This is a genomic window from Tabrizicola sp. (genome assembly GCF_030373185.1).
In the GTDB taxonomy this organism is placed as follows: Bacteria; Pseudomonadota; Alphaproteobacteria; order Rhodobacterales; family Rhodobacteraceae; genus Tabrizicola.
Genome location: NZ_JAUCZH010000004.1, coordinates 447,261 through 462,507, shown reverse-complemented (window position 1 = coordinate 462,507; position 15,247 = coordinate 447,261). Strand labels below are relative to the sequence as shown.

At 65.4% G+C, this 15,247-nt stretch carries 16 protein-coding genes and 1 tRNA gene; 8 read left to right on the top strand and 9 right to left on the bottom strand.

Features of this window, described 5'->3' with window-relative positions; translation table 11 throughout:
* Positions 1-159 precede the first annotated feature (159 nt).
* Positions 160-1,194 carry a ribosome small subunit-dependent GTPase A gene (rsgA, locus tag QUV21_RS10525; RefSeq protein WP_300854769.1) on the top strand — a complete coding sequence of 345 codons (1,035 nt, stop codon included), beginning with the start codon at positions 160-162 and terminating at the stop codon, positions 1,192-1,194.
* A 36-nt stretch (positions 1,195-1,230) separates the two neighbouring features.
* Here rsgA and QUV21_RS10520 read toward each other — a convergent pair.
* The 4 genes from QUV21_RS10520 to QUV21_RS10505 form a co-directional block, all read right to left on the bottom strand.
* A tRNA-Met gene (locus tag QUV21_RS10520) sits at positions 1,231-1,307 on the bottom strand.
* Positions 1,308-1,447: 140 nt separating this feature from the next.
* Positions 1,448-3,448 carry a hydantoinase/oxoprolinase family protein gene (locus tag QUV21_RS10515; protein WP_300854768.1) on the bottom strand — a complete coding sequence of 667 codons (2,001 nt, stop codon included), beginning with the start codon at positions 3,446-3,448 and terminating at the stop codon, positions 1,448-1,450.
* A gap of 124 nt (positions 3,449-3,572) precedes the next feature.
* Positions 3,573-4,817: an RNA polymerase sigma-54 factor gene (locus QUV21_RS10510; protein WP_300854767.1), complete on the bottom strand. Its 1,245-nt coding sequence runs from the start codon at positions 4,815-4,817 to the stop codon at positions 3,573-3,575.
* 88 nt (positions 4,818-4,905) lie between these two features.
* Positions 4,906-6,606 (bottom strand): DNA polymerase Y family protein, encoded by a 1,701-nt coding sequence (locus tag QUV21_RS10505; RefSeq protein WP_300854766.1) that lies wholly within the window; start codon positions 6,604-6,606, stop codon positions 4,906-4,908.
* A 190-nt stretch (positions 6,607-6,796) separates the two neighbouring features.
* Between QUV21_RS10505 and QUV21_RS10500 the strand changes: the two genes are divergently transcribed.
* A complete protein-coding gene (locus QUV21_RS10500) occupies positions 6,797-7,237 on the top strand; it encodes a cytochrome c (RefSeq protein WP_300854765.1) in 441 nt (146 codons plus the stop codon).
* 51 nt (positions 7,238-7,288) lie between these two features.
* Here the strand turns inward: QUV21_RS10500 and QUV21_RS10495 are convergent, their stop codons facing one another.
* Positions 7,289-7,546, bottom strand: coding sequence for an I78 family peptidase inhibitor (locus tag QUV21_RS10495; protein ID WP_300854764.1), 258 nt, complete (start codon positions 7,544-7,546; stop codon positions 7,289-7,291).
* Positions 7,543-7,815, bottom strand: coding sequence for an I78 family peptidase inhibitor (locus tag QUV21_RS10490; protein WP_300854763.1), 273 nt, complete (start codon positions 7,813-7,815; stop codon positions 7,543-7,545). Before QUV21_RS10490 ends, QUV21_RS10495 begins: the two co-directional genes overlap by 4 nt.
* 72 nt (positions 7,816-7,887) lie before the next feature.
* On the opposite strand from QUV21_RS10490, the gene QUV21_RS10485 reads away from it, so the two are divergent.
* Together QUV21_RS10485 and QUV21_RS10480 are read left to right on the top strand one after the other, a co-directional pair.
* Entirely contained in the window at positions 7,888-9,018 is a 1,131-nt protein-coding gene (locus QUV21_RS10485) for an S-(hydroxymethyl)glutathione dehydrogenase/class III alcohol dehydrogenase (RefSeq protein ID WP_300854761.1), read from the top strand.
* Positions 9,018-9,764, top strand: coding sequence for an NYN domain-containing protein (locus QUV21_RS10480; RefSeq protein ID WP_300854758.1), 747 nt, complete (start codon positions 9,018-9,020; stop codon positions 9,762-9,764). The genes QUV21_RS10485 and QUV21_RS10480 overlap by 1 nt, the downstream gene beginning before the upstream one ends.
* A 10-nt stretch (positions 9,765-9,774) precedes the next feature.
* Here QUV21_RS10480 and QUV21_RS10475 read toward each other — a convergent pair whose 3' ends face one another.
* Complete coding sequence (locus tag QUV21_RS10475) at positions 9,775-10,629, bottom strand: LysR substrate-binding domain-containing protein (protein ID WP_300854757.1); 855 nt, start codon at positions 10,627-10,629, stop codon at positions 9,775-9,777.
* 95 nt (positions 10,630-10,724) lie between these two features.
* On the opposite strand from QUV21_RS10475, the gene QUV21_RS10470 reads away from it, so the two are divergent.
* The gene (locus QUV21_RS10470) at positions 10,725-10,943 is read left to right on the top strand and encodes a hypothetical protein (RefSeq protein ID WP_300854755.1); all 219 of its coding nucleotides are present in this window, start codon (positions 10,725-10,727) and stop codon (positions 10,941-10,943) included.
* A gap of 60 nt (positions 10,944-11,003) precedes the next feature.
* Here the strand turns inward: QUV21_RS10470 and QUV21_RS10465 are convergent, their stop codons facing one another.
* A complete protein-coding gene (locus QUV21_RS10465) occupies positions 11,004-11,486 on the bottom strand; it encodes a RidA family protein (RefSeq protein ID WP_300854754.1) in 483 nt (160 codons plus the stop codon).
* Between the two features lie 262 nt (positions 11,487-11,748).
* Here QUV21_RS10465 and QUV21_RS10460 point away from each other — a divergent pair, with 262 nt between their 5' ends.
* Entirely contained in the window at positions 11,749-12,786 is a 1,038-nt protein-coding gene (locus QUV21_RS10460) for an LLM class flavin-dependent oxidoreductase (protein ID WP_300854753.1), read from the top strand.
* On the opposite strand, the gene QUV21_RS10455 is transcribed toward QUV21_RS10460, so the two are convergent.
* Positions 12,783-13,685: a rhodanese-related sulfurtransferase gene (locus QUV21_RS10455; protein WP_300854752.1), complete on the bottom strand. Its 903-nt coding sequence runs from the start codon at positions 13,683-13,685 to the stop codon at positions 12,783-12,785. The genes QUV21_RS10460 and QUV21_RS10455 overlap by 4 nt on opposite strands.
* 108 nt (positions 13,686-13,793) lie before the next feature.
* On the opposite strand from QUV21_RS10455, the gene pncA reads away from it, so the two are divergent.
* Positions 13,794-14,399: a bifunctional nicotinamidase/pyrazinamidase gene (gene pncA / locus QUV21_RS10450; RefSeq protein ID WP_300854751.1), complete on the top strand. Its 606-nt coding sequence runs from the start codon at positions 13,794-13,796 to the stop codon at positions 14,397-14,399.
* Complete coding sequence (locus QUV21_RS10445) at positions 14,396-15,160, top strand: DUF6782 family putative metallopeptidase (RefSeq protein ID WP_300854750.1); 765 nt, start codon at positions 14,396-14,398, stop codon at positions 15,158-15,160. The genes pncA and QUV21_RS10445 overlap by 4 nt, the downstream gene beginning before the upstream one ends.
* Positions 15,161-15,247 lie beyond the last annotated feature (87 nt).

Below are 15,247 nucleotides of genomic sequence, written 5' to 3'. Positions count from 1 at the left end.
AGACGCCGCAAGCCTGCCGTCATAGCGGCGTGGGGGATGGGCGTCCATCCGCTGTGCAACCTTTCTGCCCGCGCCAGACCTCGACACACCACGTCAGACGGCGGCATCTTTTGCACGGCAGGCCTTGCATAAGACCGCAGGCACGCGCAATCAGTAGGGGTGAGCGACGCATCTGATCAGACAGCGCAGTCCCTGGCGGCCCTTGGCTGGTCGGAGTTCTTTGACACCCAGCTTGCGCCTGATGATGCAGGCCTGGAGCCGATGCGGATTGCCACTGTCCACCGCGCAAGGATGACGGCCCAAGCGATCAATGGCCCGGTCCGGCTGCGCCTGCCGCCTTTGGCCAATACGGCGGAGTATGCGGTGGGCGACTGGGTTCTGGTTGACCCCGCCACGCAACAACCGGTCCGCAGGCTTGACCGCAAGACCCTCTTGCAACGGCGCACCGAAGGCGGGCAGGCACCGCAGCTGATCGCGGCCAATGTCGATACGCTGTTTATCGTGACATCCTGCAACGACGATCTGAATCCGGCCCGGCTTGAACGCTATCTTGCCCTTGCCAATGAGGCCGGAACCGATCCGGTTGTCGTACTGACCAAGGCCGATCAGGTACCGGACCCCCAACCCTATCTGGATCAGGTGACCGGGTTGCAGCGCGGCCTTCCGGTCGTGACATTGAACGCCAAGTCGCCCGAGGCCGTGCAGGCGCTCGCCCCATGGTGCGGGGTGGGGCAGACGGTGGCGCTGGTCGGGTCTTCCGGGGTGGGCAAGTCTTCGCTTTTGAACACGCTGGCCGAAAAGTCCGGGGATGAGGCCCAGCTTACCGGCGACATCCGCGAATCTGATGCCAAAGGGCGTCACACCACCACCTCACGCTCGCTGCACGGCATCGCCGGGGGCGGCTGGGTGATCGATACGCCCGGCATCCGCACGCTGCATGTCAGCGACCTGTCGACCGGGCTTGACGTGCTGTTTGCCGAAATCGCCGAACTTGCCCCCGCCTGCCGCTTTCGGGATTGCACCCATGCCCATGAACCCGGTTGCGCGGTGCAGGCGGCGGTGGCCGCAGGCAAGCTGGACCAGACCCGGATCGACAGATGGCGCAAGCTTCTGGACGAAAACCGCAGCAACACCCCGGTTGCACGGGGTCCACGCGGTAACAAGACCACAAGCCTGCCTGGCAAGCGGCGCTGAAGTCCCGGACTACATCCGTCAGTCAAGTGAGGGAAGTGGTGGCGAGGGAGGGACTCGAACCCTCGACCTTGCGATTATGAGTCGCACGCTCTAACCAGCTGAGCTACCTAGCCACGCTGGGCGGATTAAGCGGGCGGCCACCCAAGGTCAAGGGCCAATCCGCATCTGTGTTGCCAGACGGTGCATCGCCGTTGTCCAGAGCCCCTGGTTGCCATCCAGGCACGGGGCCGCCATCGGCAGCGACAAGCGGCGCTCAGCGCGCCACCCGGGGCCTGCCCGAAGCGGTGGCCGTCACCGTGGCTTCGATGAACATGCGGCGGCCCTCGATCTCTACCTCTTTCACGGCCCGGTCCACCGAGACCCGCAAATCCACCGCACCCGCCTGCCGCGCCCGATCCGAGGCCTCGATGACCAGCGCTTCTTCCGCGGCCTCCAGTGCTGCCGCGGCGCTGGAGAAGACCTCCAGCCCGGTGGCAAGGTGGGCCACGAAACGCCCTTCTGCGGGCGATGACACCACGGCTTGCGCCCGCTGGCTGATCTGGCCTGCGACCGCGCCGATGGCATTGGCCACGCCTGCATGTTCGGGCAGGATCATCTTGCAGCCCAGCCGATCGCCTACCGCGCCATACCAAGACGGGGCCGAGGCACCCAAGCCGATCACCGGCACCCCAAGGCGCAGCGAAACCTCGACCACGCCCCGGTGCTGCGCAAGCCCAGCCACCGCAAGCGGATGTCGTGCAAGGTCTTCGGCCACTTGCCCAGCAAAGCCCGCATCCTCGCCGAAGGCGGCTTCCAGCAAGCAATCCACCGTCTGCTGGGTCAGCTGATCGACCACGGATTGCGCAAAGATCTCGGGTCCGGCGGCGAAGCGTTCGCCTGCCCCGGTCCGGCGCCGCGCGATCAGCCGCAAGGCCTTTTCCGCCGCACCGGCGTCCCATGTCTCCAGCCGGCCCAGCACATGCGCCGCATCCGACGGGGTGACGCCGGAAATCATAACCAGCCCGCGCGCCACCAGCCGCTCCAGCGCCGCCACCTCAAGGCGAGAGGTCAGCGCCCCCGCCATCGTCATCGGCCTGTCGATCCGGTCCAGCACCGCCAGTTCGCGCGCGGTCAGCCCGCCGCGCTGGCCCCCCATCGGCACGACAAAGCGGCCATCCATCTCGCCCACCGCGTCGGCCGAGAGCCAGCGGTCAAGGGCGGCATGCACCATCGGGCTATGATCCACCGCCAGCAGCGACACCGGCAACAGCCGCCGCGGGCCAAGCCGCAGGCCACCGGTCAGACCTTCGGTCACCAGATGCACCTCGCTGTCACCGCCAAGCCCCGTGGTGCGCATCGCCACCGCCTCGACCATGGTGCGGAACCCGCCGACGCGCGCGCCTTCAGGGTCAATCTCGGGCAGACCACCGCGCAAAAGCGCCACATCCGTCGTGGTGCCGCCGATGTCGCTGACCAACGCATCACTGGCCCCCGTCAGCCAGCGCGCGCCGACGATGCTGGCCGCGGGGCCGGAGAGGATGGTCTCGATCGGGCGTTCGCGCACCATGGCCGCCGAAATAAGCGCCCCGTCACCGCGCACCACCATCAGGGGAGCGTCGATGCCGACCTGCACCAGATGGCGTTCACAAGCCGCGACCAGCCGGTCGATCATCCCGATCAGCCGGGCATTCAGCACCGCCGTCAGCGCCCGCTTCGGGCCGTTGAGGTTGGCCGAAAGCTCGTGGCTACAGGTCACCGGCCGCCCCGTCACCCGACGGATCAGATCACGCGCGGCCAGTTCATGCGCCGGGTTGCGCGTGGCAAAGCGGGCGGCAATGGCAAAGCCCGACACCTCATCTCCCAAGGCCCGCACGCCGTCTTCCAGCGCGGCAAGGTCCAGCGGCGCGGCCTCGGTTCCCGCATGGCTATGCCCGCCGGAAAGTTGCAGCACCGGATCGCCCTTCAGCGCCTCGGTCAACCCGCCCCGGCCCAGATCGCCCGCGTCAAAGCCGATGAAGACCAGCGCCACCCGCGCGCCCTGCCCTTCGACCAGCGCATTGGTGGCAAGGGTGGTCGACAGCGACACCAGCGCCACATCGCCCACGGCCACGCCGGCCGCCGCAATGGCCGCATCAACGGCCTGCCCGATCCCAACCGCCAGATCCTGCCGGCTGGTCAGGGCCTTCGCCTTGCCAAGGATGCGGTTCGCCGCCTCGTCAAGGATCACCGCATCGGTATAGGTGCCACCGGTATCCACACCCAGAAAATAGGCCATGCTGCGTTTCGTCCCTGCACAGTGTCCGGCGCCTGCTGTCCTGCGCCTCTTTCCTGCCAGCTAGTGCAGCCGCCCCGCCCTGTCAGCCCCGGAAACGACATCTCCCGCCCGATCAAGTCGCTGCCTAACGCCGCCTTCTGCGCCCGGCAGGGGGCAGCTTCAGCATCGCGCGGTATTTTGCGACCGTCCGCCGGGCAATCGGCGCGCCGCTATCGGACAGTGCTTCGGCAAGTGCTGCATCCGACAGGGGGGCGACAGGGTCTTCGCCGGCAATCATCTGCGCCATCCGTTCGCGCAAGGCCCCTGCCGCCGGGCCGCCGTCTTGCGCGGACCGGGTGAACAGCGCGCGCAGCCACCACGTTCCGCGTGGGGTGTCCACCGCCGTTCCCGCGACCACCCGGCTGACGGTGCTTTCATGCAGACCGACCGCCTCGGCCACCTCGGCCATCGTCATCGGCACCAGCCCGGCCATCCCGTCGTCCAGCGCCGCAACCTGCCGCCGCAGGATTTCCTGACCGACCGACAGAAGCGTCACGTTGCGCCCTTCCACCATGCGGATGATCGCCCGCGCCTCGGCCCGGCCCTTGCCCTTGCTGTCAGCCAACGTGACCGAGGGCAGCGCCGAACGGTTGATCGACACCGTCCAGCCCGACGGCCCCTTTTCAGCCACCAGATCCGGCTCGCGGATCGGGGCGACATAGGGCTCGAACCCGCTGCCGGGCTTCGGATCATAACCGCGCAAGGCCCGGATCCGGGCGCGGATATCGGGTTCGGGCAGGCCCGCCTCACGCGCGATCCGGTCGGCCTCGCCGCGCGCCACCAGATCCAGCCGATCCAGAACGGCGACCATCGCCGCATCAAGTTCACCCGCGTCCGCCGCCTGCAGGCGCAGACAGTCCGCCAGATTGCGCGCGAAAAGACCGGGCGGGTCGGCTTCTGCCTGCAAGCGGTGCAGAACCGCCTCTACCTCGGCCAGCCGCGCGCCGGTCTCTGTCGCGATCCAAGGCAGCGGACGGCCAAGCCAGCCCGAAGGCTCCAGCGCCTCGGCCAACGCCTCGGCGATGCGCGCCTCTGGGGCGGGCAGACGCAAGCCAGAGATCAGGCCAAAGACATGCGCCATCAGGCTTGCACCCGCCGCCGCCTGCTCTGGCACATCACCCGACGCCCCCAGCACCGATTTCCAGCGCGGCAGCCAATCCTGCCCTTGCGGCCGGGTCAGCACCAGTTGCGGGTTTTCCGCCGCCTGTTCCTCCAGATAGCGCGAAAGCCCCTGCGCATCGCTGCGCAGAATGCGGATCGATGCCTGAAGCCCCATCGTCAGCTTCAGCCGCTGGGTCTGCTGGATCGAGATGCGGGTTCTGGACTTCATTGCGGCCTTTTCGGTTCCCCCGAATGGTTCCCACGGACAGACAGGCATCGCAAGCCCAGCATCGCAGCCCCGGCAACCGGGCAGCGGTTCAGGTAAAGACGCCCTCGCAATACCAGCCATCCGTCACCGCCCCGCCCTGACCGAAGAACAACCACAGCCGCGCGCCGCCCTCGACCTCGATCCGCCAATAGTCGCGCATCCCGCCGCGCCAGTCGGGGTCTTCCAGCCACCACTCCGGTTGCAGTCGCTCGGGTCCGACCGCCATACGCAGCGCAAACTCACGTCGCCGCCAGCGGAACCGGGCGGGCGGCTCGCGCAGGGCGGGGGCATCTACCGGTTCGGGGCGGAACAGCAAAAGCGGGCGCGGCGCCGATGGTGCGGGCCATGGGCCGTCATGTGGCTGGCTCCACGCGGCCATCAACACCTGCGAGGACCGCGCCGGCACATGGCTGTCCGCCGGATGAAGCCGCGTCACCGCCGTATCCCCCAACCGCGCGCAAAGCCGCCCGATCAGGTCATCCAGCGCATGCGGATTGCCCACCGACCCAGACGCCCCCCCCGACGTTTCCCGCGCCATAGCACTTGCCGCAGCCTCGATATGGCCCCGGTGCTGCACCGCCGTCATCGCCTCGGTCGCCAGCGCCTCCAGCCGCAGACAATCGATCCCGAAGCCCGCGTCGATCTGATCCAGCTTCAGGTGCAACAGCGGCCGGATCCGGTCCGGACTGTCAGCGGCGCGCGCCAGCCCCACCTCGACCGAGGCCACCCCGCCATCGGACCGGAACGCCTGCAAGGCCAGCCGCCGCACCCCCCGCCCCCGGGCCTTGAGCTTGGCGCACAGGGGCGGCAAAAGCCGGTCCAACCCCGCCTCCACATCCGCGCGCAGTCCGATCGGGTCGGGAAAGGTCAGCCGCACCGCAAAATGCATCGGCGGGCGCGCGGGGCTGACGGGTTCCGGCTCCATCCCCAGCGCCTGATCCAGCCGACGCAGCGTTTCCAGCCCGAAGCGCCGCGCAAGGGCGGCACGCGGCAGCGCAATCAGATCCGACACCTGCCGCAGACCCAGCCGCAGCAACCGATCAACTGTCCCGGCCTCCAGCCGCAGCGCCGCCAGCGGCAGGTCTTCCAGCGCCGCGCGCGCGCCACCGGGGGGCGAGATCACCGCCAGTTCCGCCCCCTTGGCCACCATCGGGCGCGGCGCGGCCCCGCCGCGTTCCCAGCCCCGCCGCTTGGCCGCGCGTGACCTTGTGGCCCGCGCCTCTTGTTCGATGGCGTCGCCAGACCGCCTTGCTGCCGTCAAGGGTGCCGCCCCCAGCCGAGCATAGCGCGCCAGCGCCCAGGCCGCACCCGGCGTATCGGCGATCCCCGCCCGCACCGTCAGGCCCAGTTCGGCGCAATCTTCGGCCACCCGCGCCAGAACCGCCTCTTCGCCGCCGAAAAGATGGGCCGTCCCGCTGAGATCCACCAAAAGCCCGGCCGGGGCTTCTTCGGCCACCCAAGGCGAAAACTGCCCGACCCAGCGCCGCAAGCTGGCCAGAAACCGCGCCTCGTTCAGCGGGTCGGCCGGCACCGTCAGCAGGTTCGGGCAGATCGCCGTCGCATCGCGCAAACCCTGCCCTTCGGACAAACCCGCCGCCGCCGCCTCCACCGAGACCGAGGTCAGGATCTGCGCCCCGCCAACCTCGGCCACCACGGCAAGCGGCAAGGGCAGCACATCGCGCCGCAAGCGCTGTACACGCTCCACCGCCAGCCGGGGAAACCAAAGCGAAAGAATGCGTCGTGCCGCCATGCCGCCGCCCAAATGTTCACTAATTGTTCACGTCATGCCAGTCAACTGGCCCGAAGTCGAGTCCCCCCGGCCACCGAAGGATACCCCGGATGACAATCGCGTGAGACGGCGCCGCACCTGCACAAACCCGCTTCCGGGACAGATTGCCGCGCCTATAGTGGCCCGCATTATCCAACATGGAGCCAGAAGAATGAAATTGATCAAAGCCTTCACGATCGGGGCCATTCTGGCCGCCGGTGCCGCCTTTGCCCAGGAAGACCCGACTGATCCGAACGCGATCGCCCGGTCGGACCTGATGAAGATGGTCGGCATGAATACCGGCATTCTTGGCAACATGGCCAGCGGCAAGGAAGCCTTTGACGCCGCCAAGGCCGAAGGGGCCAAGGCTGCCCTGATCGAGGCTTCGGCCAAGATCGAGGCCACCTTCATGGAACAGGGCGGCGCCGACCCGGCCAGCGAATCCAAGGCCGAGATCTGGGCGAACTGGGAAGATTTTCTCTTGAAAGCAAAGGCGCTTGGCGACGCGGCGGGGACGGTCGACGTCGCCTCGGCCGAAACAATCGGCGCGGGCATGGGGGCCATCGGTGGTGCCTGCAAGGACTGCCACACCACTTTCCGGGTAATGAAGTAAATCCCTGCCATGAGCGGGACAAAGGCCCCGGCCAGTCGGCCGGGGCCTTTGCTATCCGCAGCCCAGACCAAGAATGATATCGGCCTCATCCACGGTCACCCGCAGCCGGTCAGGGAAATCTTCCAGCGTGACCGTCCCGTCAGGCAAGGGCCGGTCGACCTTGAAACTGTCCCGTGGCACCCGCGCCTCCAAGGCGGCAAGCGGCTGACCCACAAGCGATTGAAGCGCCCGATCACGGCAATCCGGCACCACCGGCCCGGAGACACAGCCCGCAAGACCCACCACAAAGGCCAGCGCCAGCCACCTCATCCGCAGGTCACGCGCTCGATCACGTCGCGGCGGTCCAGCCAGAAGTTCAGCCGGTCAGCGCGATAATCCATGGTCATCGCCATGCCATGCCGGATCACCCGCACATCCTGACTGAACCGCATGCCGTCCAGCATCACCCCCGGCTTGCCAACCAGATCCTGATACCCCGCCGCACCACATTCATCGTTCGCAACGGGGTCGGTTCCCGGCTCCACACAGGCCGAAAGCAGCAGCGAGGCGCAGAAAAGAGCGGCAAGAGTGTGTTTCATCGGTCGTTTCCTGCGTTGCGTTTGCACGAAGTTTCGCACAACTTGGCCGAAAGTCTAAGGGAGGAATACCATATGCGCACCCGTGCCGCCGTCGCCGTCGCCGCCGGAAAACCGCTTGAAATCATGGAAGTGAACCTTGATGACCCCAAAGAGGGCGAGGTTCTGGTTGAAATCAAGGCCACCGGCATCTGCCACACCGACGAATTCACCCTGTCGGGCGCCGACCCCGAAGGCATCTTTCCCGCGATCCTTGGCCATGAAGGCGCGGGCGTTGTGGTCAAATGCGGCCCCGGCGTCAAATCGCTGAAACCGGGCGATCATGTCATCCCGCTCTACACGCCGGAATGTCGCGAATGCCCGTCCTGCCTGTCGCGCAAGACCAACCTCTGCACCGCGATCCGCGCGACGCAAGGCCAGGGCCTGATGCCCGACGGCACCACCCGGTTTTCGATGCTCGATGGCACGCCGATCTATCACTACATGGGCTGCTCGACCTTTGCCCAGCACACCGTGATGCCGGAAATCGCGCTGGCCAAGGTCCGCGACGACGCCCCCTTCGACAAGATCTGCTACATCGGCTGCGGTGTGACCACCGGGATCGGCGCGGTGCTGAATACCGCACAAGTGGAGATCGGGGCCAAGGCCGTGGTCTTCGGCCTTGGCGGCATCGGGCTCAACGTCATCCAGGGCCTGAAGATGGCCGGGGCCGACATGATCATCGGCGTTGACCTCAACAACGACAAGAAGGAATGGGGGATGCGCTTCGGCATGACCCATTTCGTCAACCCCAAGGAAATCGAAGGGTCCGTGGTCCAGCATATCGTCGACCTCACCAAGACCCCCTTCGACAAGATCGGCGGCGCGGATTACTCGTTCGACTGCACCGGCAACGTCAAGGTGATGCGCGACGCGCTGGAATGCACCCACCGCGGTTGGGGCCAGTCGATCATCATCGGCGTGGCCCCCGCGGGCGCCGTCATCGAGACCCGCCCCTTCCAGCTGGTCACCGGCCGCATCTGGAAAGGCACCGCCTTCGGTGGCGCGCGCGGCCGGACCGACGTGCCGAAGATCGTCGACTGGTATATGGACGGCAAGATCGAGATCGACCCGATGATCACCCATATCCTCAAGCTGGAAGACATCAACAAGGGCTTCGACCTGATGCATGAAGGCAAGTCGATCCGCGCCGTCGTGGTCTATTGATGGCCCGCGATGGCGCGAAGCTTCTTGCCGTCCTGATCGACGCCGACAACGTGCTGGCCAAGCACGCCGAGGCGATCCTGAAGGAAATCAGCACCATAGGCGAACCGGCGCTCCGCCGCGTCTATGGCGACTGGTCCAGCCAGCAGCTTGCCGGCTGGAAGAACCAGGCCCGAGATCTGGGCCTTGTGATGCACCAGCAATCGGCCAACACCAAGGGCAAGAACGCCTCTGACATCGGCCTTGTCATCGACGCGATGGACATCCTGCATCAGGGCAAGTTCGACGGCTTCGTGCTGGTTTCCTCCGACAGCGACTTCACCCGCCTCGCCAGCCGCATCCGCGAGGAAGGGCTGGAAGTCGTGGGCATCGGCGAGGCCAAGACCCCCGAGAGCCTCCGCAAGGTCTGCAACCGCTTCATCCTGATCGAGAATATCATCGGCGATGCAGCCCCCGAGCTTGTCCGCGAACCGAAGCCCGCCGCCGCCAGGGCAGACCCCGCGCCCGCCCCCGTGAAACGCCCCGAGACCGAGGCGATCCCCCTGATCCGCAAGGCAATGACCAACATCGACCCTGACGGCGAATGGTATTCGCTGGGCCAGCTTGGGCAATACATGGTCCGCGCCGACCCCGACTTTGACGCCCGCACCTACGGCAGCGCAAGGCTCTCGGATCTGGTCAAGCGACTGACCCAGCGGTTCGAGGTGCGCAAGGATGGCAATCAGGTCATGGTGCGCGACATCGCCTGAGCTTACCGCCTCAGAACAGCGTTCTGACCCAGTCCACAAAAGCCCTGGTCGCGGCGCGGCGCGGGCCGCTTGGCATCGTGGCAAAATAATGCGTCTCGGGAAAACCGGACACGTCAACCTCGCGCAACCGACCCGAGACCAGTTCGGCCCGGATGATGGCTTCCGTGGCAAGGGTCAGGCCCAACCCCGCTACTGCCGCCGAAATTTCCAGATACGGGCTCCCGACACTCACATTCAGTAACGGATCAAGTTCGATTCCGGCTTGCCGAAGACAGTCCAGAAGCCCCTCGTCCGGCACGATCCAGGGCAGTTTCCGCACATCGACCGGCCCGTCCCCCAACAGCGACGGCGCCCCCGCCACCACCCAGCGCGTCTGGGCAAGATGCTCTGTCTCGATTCCCGGCCCCTCTGTCCGCCAGCCACGAATGGCCAGGTCATAGCCCTCTGCCAGCAGATCGACCGTCTTGAATCCGGGCGTCATCGCAACTTCGATGCCGGGATGGATGGCCCAGAATTCCGGCAGGCGCGGCAGGATCAGCGCCTGCGCGATAAAGGCGGTTGTCGCCACCCGCAACACGCGCCGGTCCTCATGTCGCCGCAGATCCTCGATCCCGCTGGCGATGGTGCCGAACCCTTCACTCAGGCTTTTCGCCAGCCGCTGTCCGGCTTCGGTCAGCGCGACCGTCCGGCCATTGCGTCGCACCAGCGCGACGCCCAGATCCGCCTCCAGCCCGCGCACCGCCTGCGACACGGCCGCATGGGTCACGTTCAGCGCCCGCCCGGCCTCGGCAAAGCTGCCGTGCTGCGCGGTCGCGTCAAAAGCCCGCAGCGATGACAGGGACGGAAGATCACGCCAACGCGACATGCAAGTTCAACTTTCGTCCCAAGGATTTTCCTGATTCGGAATCCTACAGGATTCATGGCATTTCAAACAGGCCATCGCAGCACGGGACGAAAGCCATGCACAGCGTCAACCTCGACCTTCTCAAGACCACGCCGCACCATCCCGATGGTCGGCCGCGCGATGCGCATGCCCGGCACCGGGTTGAACATCTGGTCATCCGGCGCGCCGCCCGTCGGGCGCGCTGGCAGGCGGCCCTGGCCCGGGTTCTGGCGCTGCTTCCGGCTCTCCGGGCAAAGCCGATCCCGCGCAAGGCGGAACAAGTCGCCCGCCCCTGACGCTCGTCGATGGCTTCGCCAACCGCGACGAGGCATCAAGGACGCACGAGGAGCCGTCCCCTACTCAACCTCCACCGTGACCCAGGTCTCGAAACACACCCCTCCGGCCAGCGCCATCACGCCAATCGTCGCCCGGCCACCCAGCCCCCGCTCAGGCCCGAAGACCTCGACAAAAAGGTCCGACAGCCCCGACGACACTTTATGGACATCCTCATAATCCGGCGTGCAGACCACAAAATTCAGGCTGCGCACGATCCCCTTCACCCGGTCCAGCGACCCCACCGCCTGCCGGATCCCGCCCAGCACGTTCAGGCCCGTCCGCCGCGCGGCCTGATAGCCCTGATCCGTCGTCAAATCCGCCCCAAGCCGCCCCTTGTGGGTAATCTCGGCACCGATCTGCGCCACATGACCAGAGAGGAACAAGAGGCTTCCCACCCGGTGAAAGGGTTTCATCGTGCCATAGTCCGCCCCGTAATATCCCATCACATCGAAGTCGGGGATATCGAGGCCCATCTGCAAGGCCAGCTTTTCGGGTGATGTCATCGCGGTCTCCTTTCCGGCCATCCTGCAACCGTTCCTCGATTCGCCGCCATGGTTAATTCCCCGTGGCACCAAAAGCACGTAGAGACGGATGGAAGACGCGGGAAAGAGGGATGCAAGATGGCTGAAAGACCAATCGGAAAGCCGATTAACCTTGCGTTCGCAAAGGTTTGCGCCCTCCGTGCAGCCTTGAACTGCGGCTCTCTCGAAATCCACATTCATTTGTTGTGAGCGAGCCCCTACTTTGGCCGCAAAGGAGCGCGTCATGACCACCATTTCCCTCGGCCTCGACACTTTTGGCGACGTCACCCAAGGCCCCGACGGCCAGCTGCACCCCATGGATCAGGTTCTGCGCGAGGTTCTGGACCAGGCCACGCTCGCCGACGAAATCGGGATCGATTTCATTGGCCTTGGCGAACATCACCGCAGCGATTTCGCCATTTCCGCACCGGAAATCGTGCTTGCCGCCATCGCCGGCCGGACCCGGCGGATCAAGCTTGGCACCGCCGTCACGGTCCTGTCCACCGATGACCCCGTGCGCGTCTTCCAGCGCTTTTCCACCCTGAACGCGCTGTCGAACGGCCGGGCGGAACCCATCCTCGGGCGCGGGTCATTTACCGAAAGTTATCCTCTCTTCGGGCATGATCTGAACGAATATGAACAATTGTTCGAGGAACGCCTGGACATCTTTGCAAGGCTCTTGCGCAATCCCCGCATAAGCTGGTCCGGCCAGACCCGCAGTCCTTTGGAAAACCAGCAGGTTTTCCCGCCGCTCGGCCAGCCGATGACCGTCTGGGTCGGCGTGGGCGGCAGCCCGGAAAGCGTCGTCCGCGTGGTCCGGCAGGATCTGCAACTGATGCTCGCCATCATCGGCGGCGATGCCGCGCGCTTTGCCCCCTACATCGACCTCTACCAACGCGCCTGCGCTCAACTTGGCCGCCCCGTCCGGCCCGTGGGGGTGCATTCGCCCGGTTTCGTCGCGGAAACCGATGAAATCGCGCAAGAAAGACTTTGGCCGCACTATGCCGACATGTTCGGCCGGATCGGGCGAGAACGCGGCTGGCCCCCGGTCACCAAGGACCGTTATCTGGCCGAGGTTCACCACGGCGCACTTTACGTCGGCAGCCCCGAGACGGTGGCCCGCAAGATCGTGCGCACCGTGCAAACCCTTGGGCTACAGCGCTTTGACATGAAGTATTCCACCGGCCCCGTGCCGCATGGCGACCTGATGACCTGCATCGGGCTCTATGGGGAAAAGGTGATCCCGATGGTGCGCGACATGTTGTCAGACAGGGCGGCCTAAGACCCCAGATGCTGCGACCCGCGCCTGATGGCGAGGGTCATCTGGTGTTGCCGTTCGCGGAACCGTGCGCGATCCGATTGTGAATACTCATTCACACAAGCGGGACAGCAGACACCTTCTTCATAGTCCTGGTGCCTTTGGCCGGCTTCGGTGACCGGTCTTCTGCACGCCCCACAAGACTTCAGCCCGCCCGGCTTCAACCCATGTCCGACCGATACCCGGTCATCAAAGACAAAGCATTCACCCTGCCAGAGACTTTGCTCGGCAGGCACCTCTTCCAGATATTTCAGAATGCCACCCTTGAGGTGGTAAACCTCGTTAAGCCCTTGCCCCAAAAGATAATTCGTGGACTTTTCGCAGCGAATCCCTCCCGTGCAGAACATCGCCACGCGCTTGCCGACGAACTTTTCTCGGTTCGCCTGCCACCATTCCGGAAACTCGCCAAACGCGCGCGTTCCCGGGTCAACCGCGCCTTGAAACGTGCCGATCGCCACCTCGTAATCGTTGCGGGTGTCGATCACCACCGTGTCAGGGTCCGCTATCAGGGCGTTCCAATCCTGCGGGCGCACATAGTTGCCGACCCGGGCCAACGGGTCGACGTCTGGCAGACCCATCGTCACGATCTCACGCTTCAGCCGGACCTTGATGCGCCCGAAAGGCATTGATTCCGCTTGGCTTTCCTTCCACTCCAGCCCGGCACAACCCGGCAGGGCGCGGATTGCGTCCAGCACCCGGTCGATCCCGTCCCGCGATCCGGCAATGGTGCCATTGATGCCTTCCGGTGCCAGCAACAGCGACCCCTTCACCCCGCTCGCCTGGCAAACCTCCAGAAGCCCCGGCCGCAAGGCAGCGGGATCGGAGAAGCGGGTGAACTGATAAAGCGCGGCCACGACGATCATGCGCAGCGAGTTAGCGCGACGGACGTTTTGGCGCAATGGGCAGCGTGGCTGTTGACCGACTGCTGTCCCGGGCTTTACCCATTGAAAACCATGCCGGAGGACCACGCAATGTACCCTGCAACAGACGCGATCATCGTGATCGACGTGCAGAACGACTTTTGCCCCGGAGGCGCGCTTGCCGTGGCCGGGGGGAATGAGATCGTCTGCGGAATCAACGCCTTGATGGGTGAGTTTTCCACCGTCGTCCTGACACAGGACTGGCACCCGGCACAGCATCTGTCCTTTGCCGACAACCACCCCGGCACCGCCCCCTTTACCTTGACCGACATGCCCTATGGCAAGCAGGTTCTTTGGCCAAGCCATTGCGTTCAAGGCACAAAAGGCGCTGACTTCCACCCGGCGCTCAAAACTGACGCGGCGCAGATGGTGATACGCAAGGGGTTCCGCCCCGAGATCGACAGCTATTCGGCCTTCTATGAAAATGACCGCAGCACGCCCACGGGCCTTGAGGGCTATCTCAGATCGCGCGGCGTGACGGCGATCACGCTGGTTGGCCTCGCCACAGATTTCTGCGTCGCCTATTCGGCGCTCGATGCCGCGCGGCTGGGTTTCAAGGTCACGGTGCGCCGCGATCTTTGCCGGGCCATTGATCTGGATGGCTCGTTGGCGGCGGCGCTTGGCCAGATGCAGGCAGCCGGCATTGACGTGACATGATGCGGCCGTTTCTCAGCCTGATCGGTGGCCTTGGGGTTGCTCTGCTGCTGTGCAGTCCGGCGGCACGGGCCAACGCGGTCTGCCAACCTGCGCCCTATACCGGAGGATCAGAAGAGATTCTGGCGCTGGCAGAGCGGTTGACCGAAGCGCTCGCCCCCTACCCATCCCTTGCCGAATCCTGGGCCAAAGAGGCCCCGACCCTGTGCATTGACGATTCCCTTGTCGAAGAGCAGGCCTATTACGCGCCCAAGACCAACCGGATCGTCGTCCGCACGGGGCTGGATCCCGATCTGGCGCTGGCAATCCTGATCCACGAAGTGCGGCATCTGGAACAATTCAGCAGCGGCATCTGCCCGACGACGGCGCACACCCTGACAGACTACATGCGGTCGCGTCTGGCGCTGGAGGCTGATGCATCTGCGATCGGGATCTATGTGGCATGGCGGATGCGCGAAAGCGGGAACCCAGGCCCTTGGAACCAGTTGCTGGCCTGGCCCACGCACGGCGATCTTGTCACCCACTTTGCCGAAGAAATCGCGGCAGGCGGCGATGACGTGGCCGCGACCTCTGCCACCTTTGCCCAATGGTTCGAAAGCCTGAAACGGCGCGAAATCTATGCTTACGCCATCTGCGGAAACTATCTTGATGCGCTTGACCGCGAAAAGATGCCGCCCGGCAAGCAAACCCTTCCGGCCGGCTTTGCAGAGCGCCTTTGCAGGATGCCCGACGGGCGTCCCTATGATTGCGTCCTGCCACCCTGAACGGGCAGACAAGCCCGCCGGGGCTTGCCTTGGCCTCTGCCACAAGGGAAAAGCAACAGAAGACCCGCACCTCCGCAGGCATTTTCA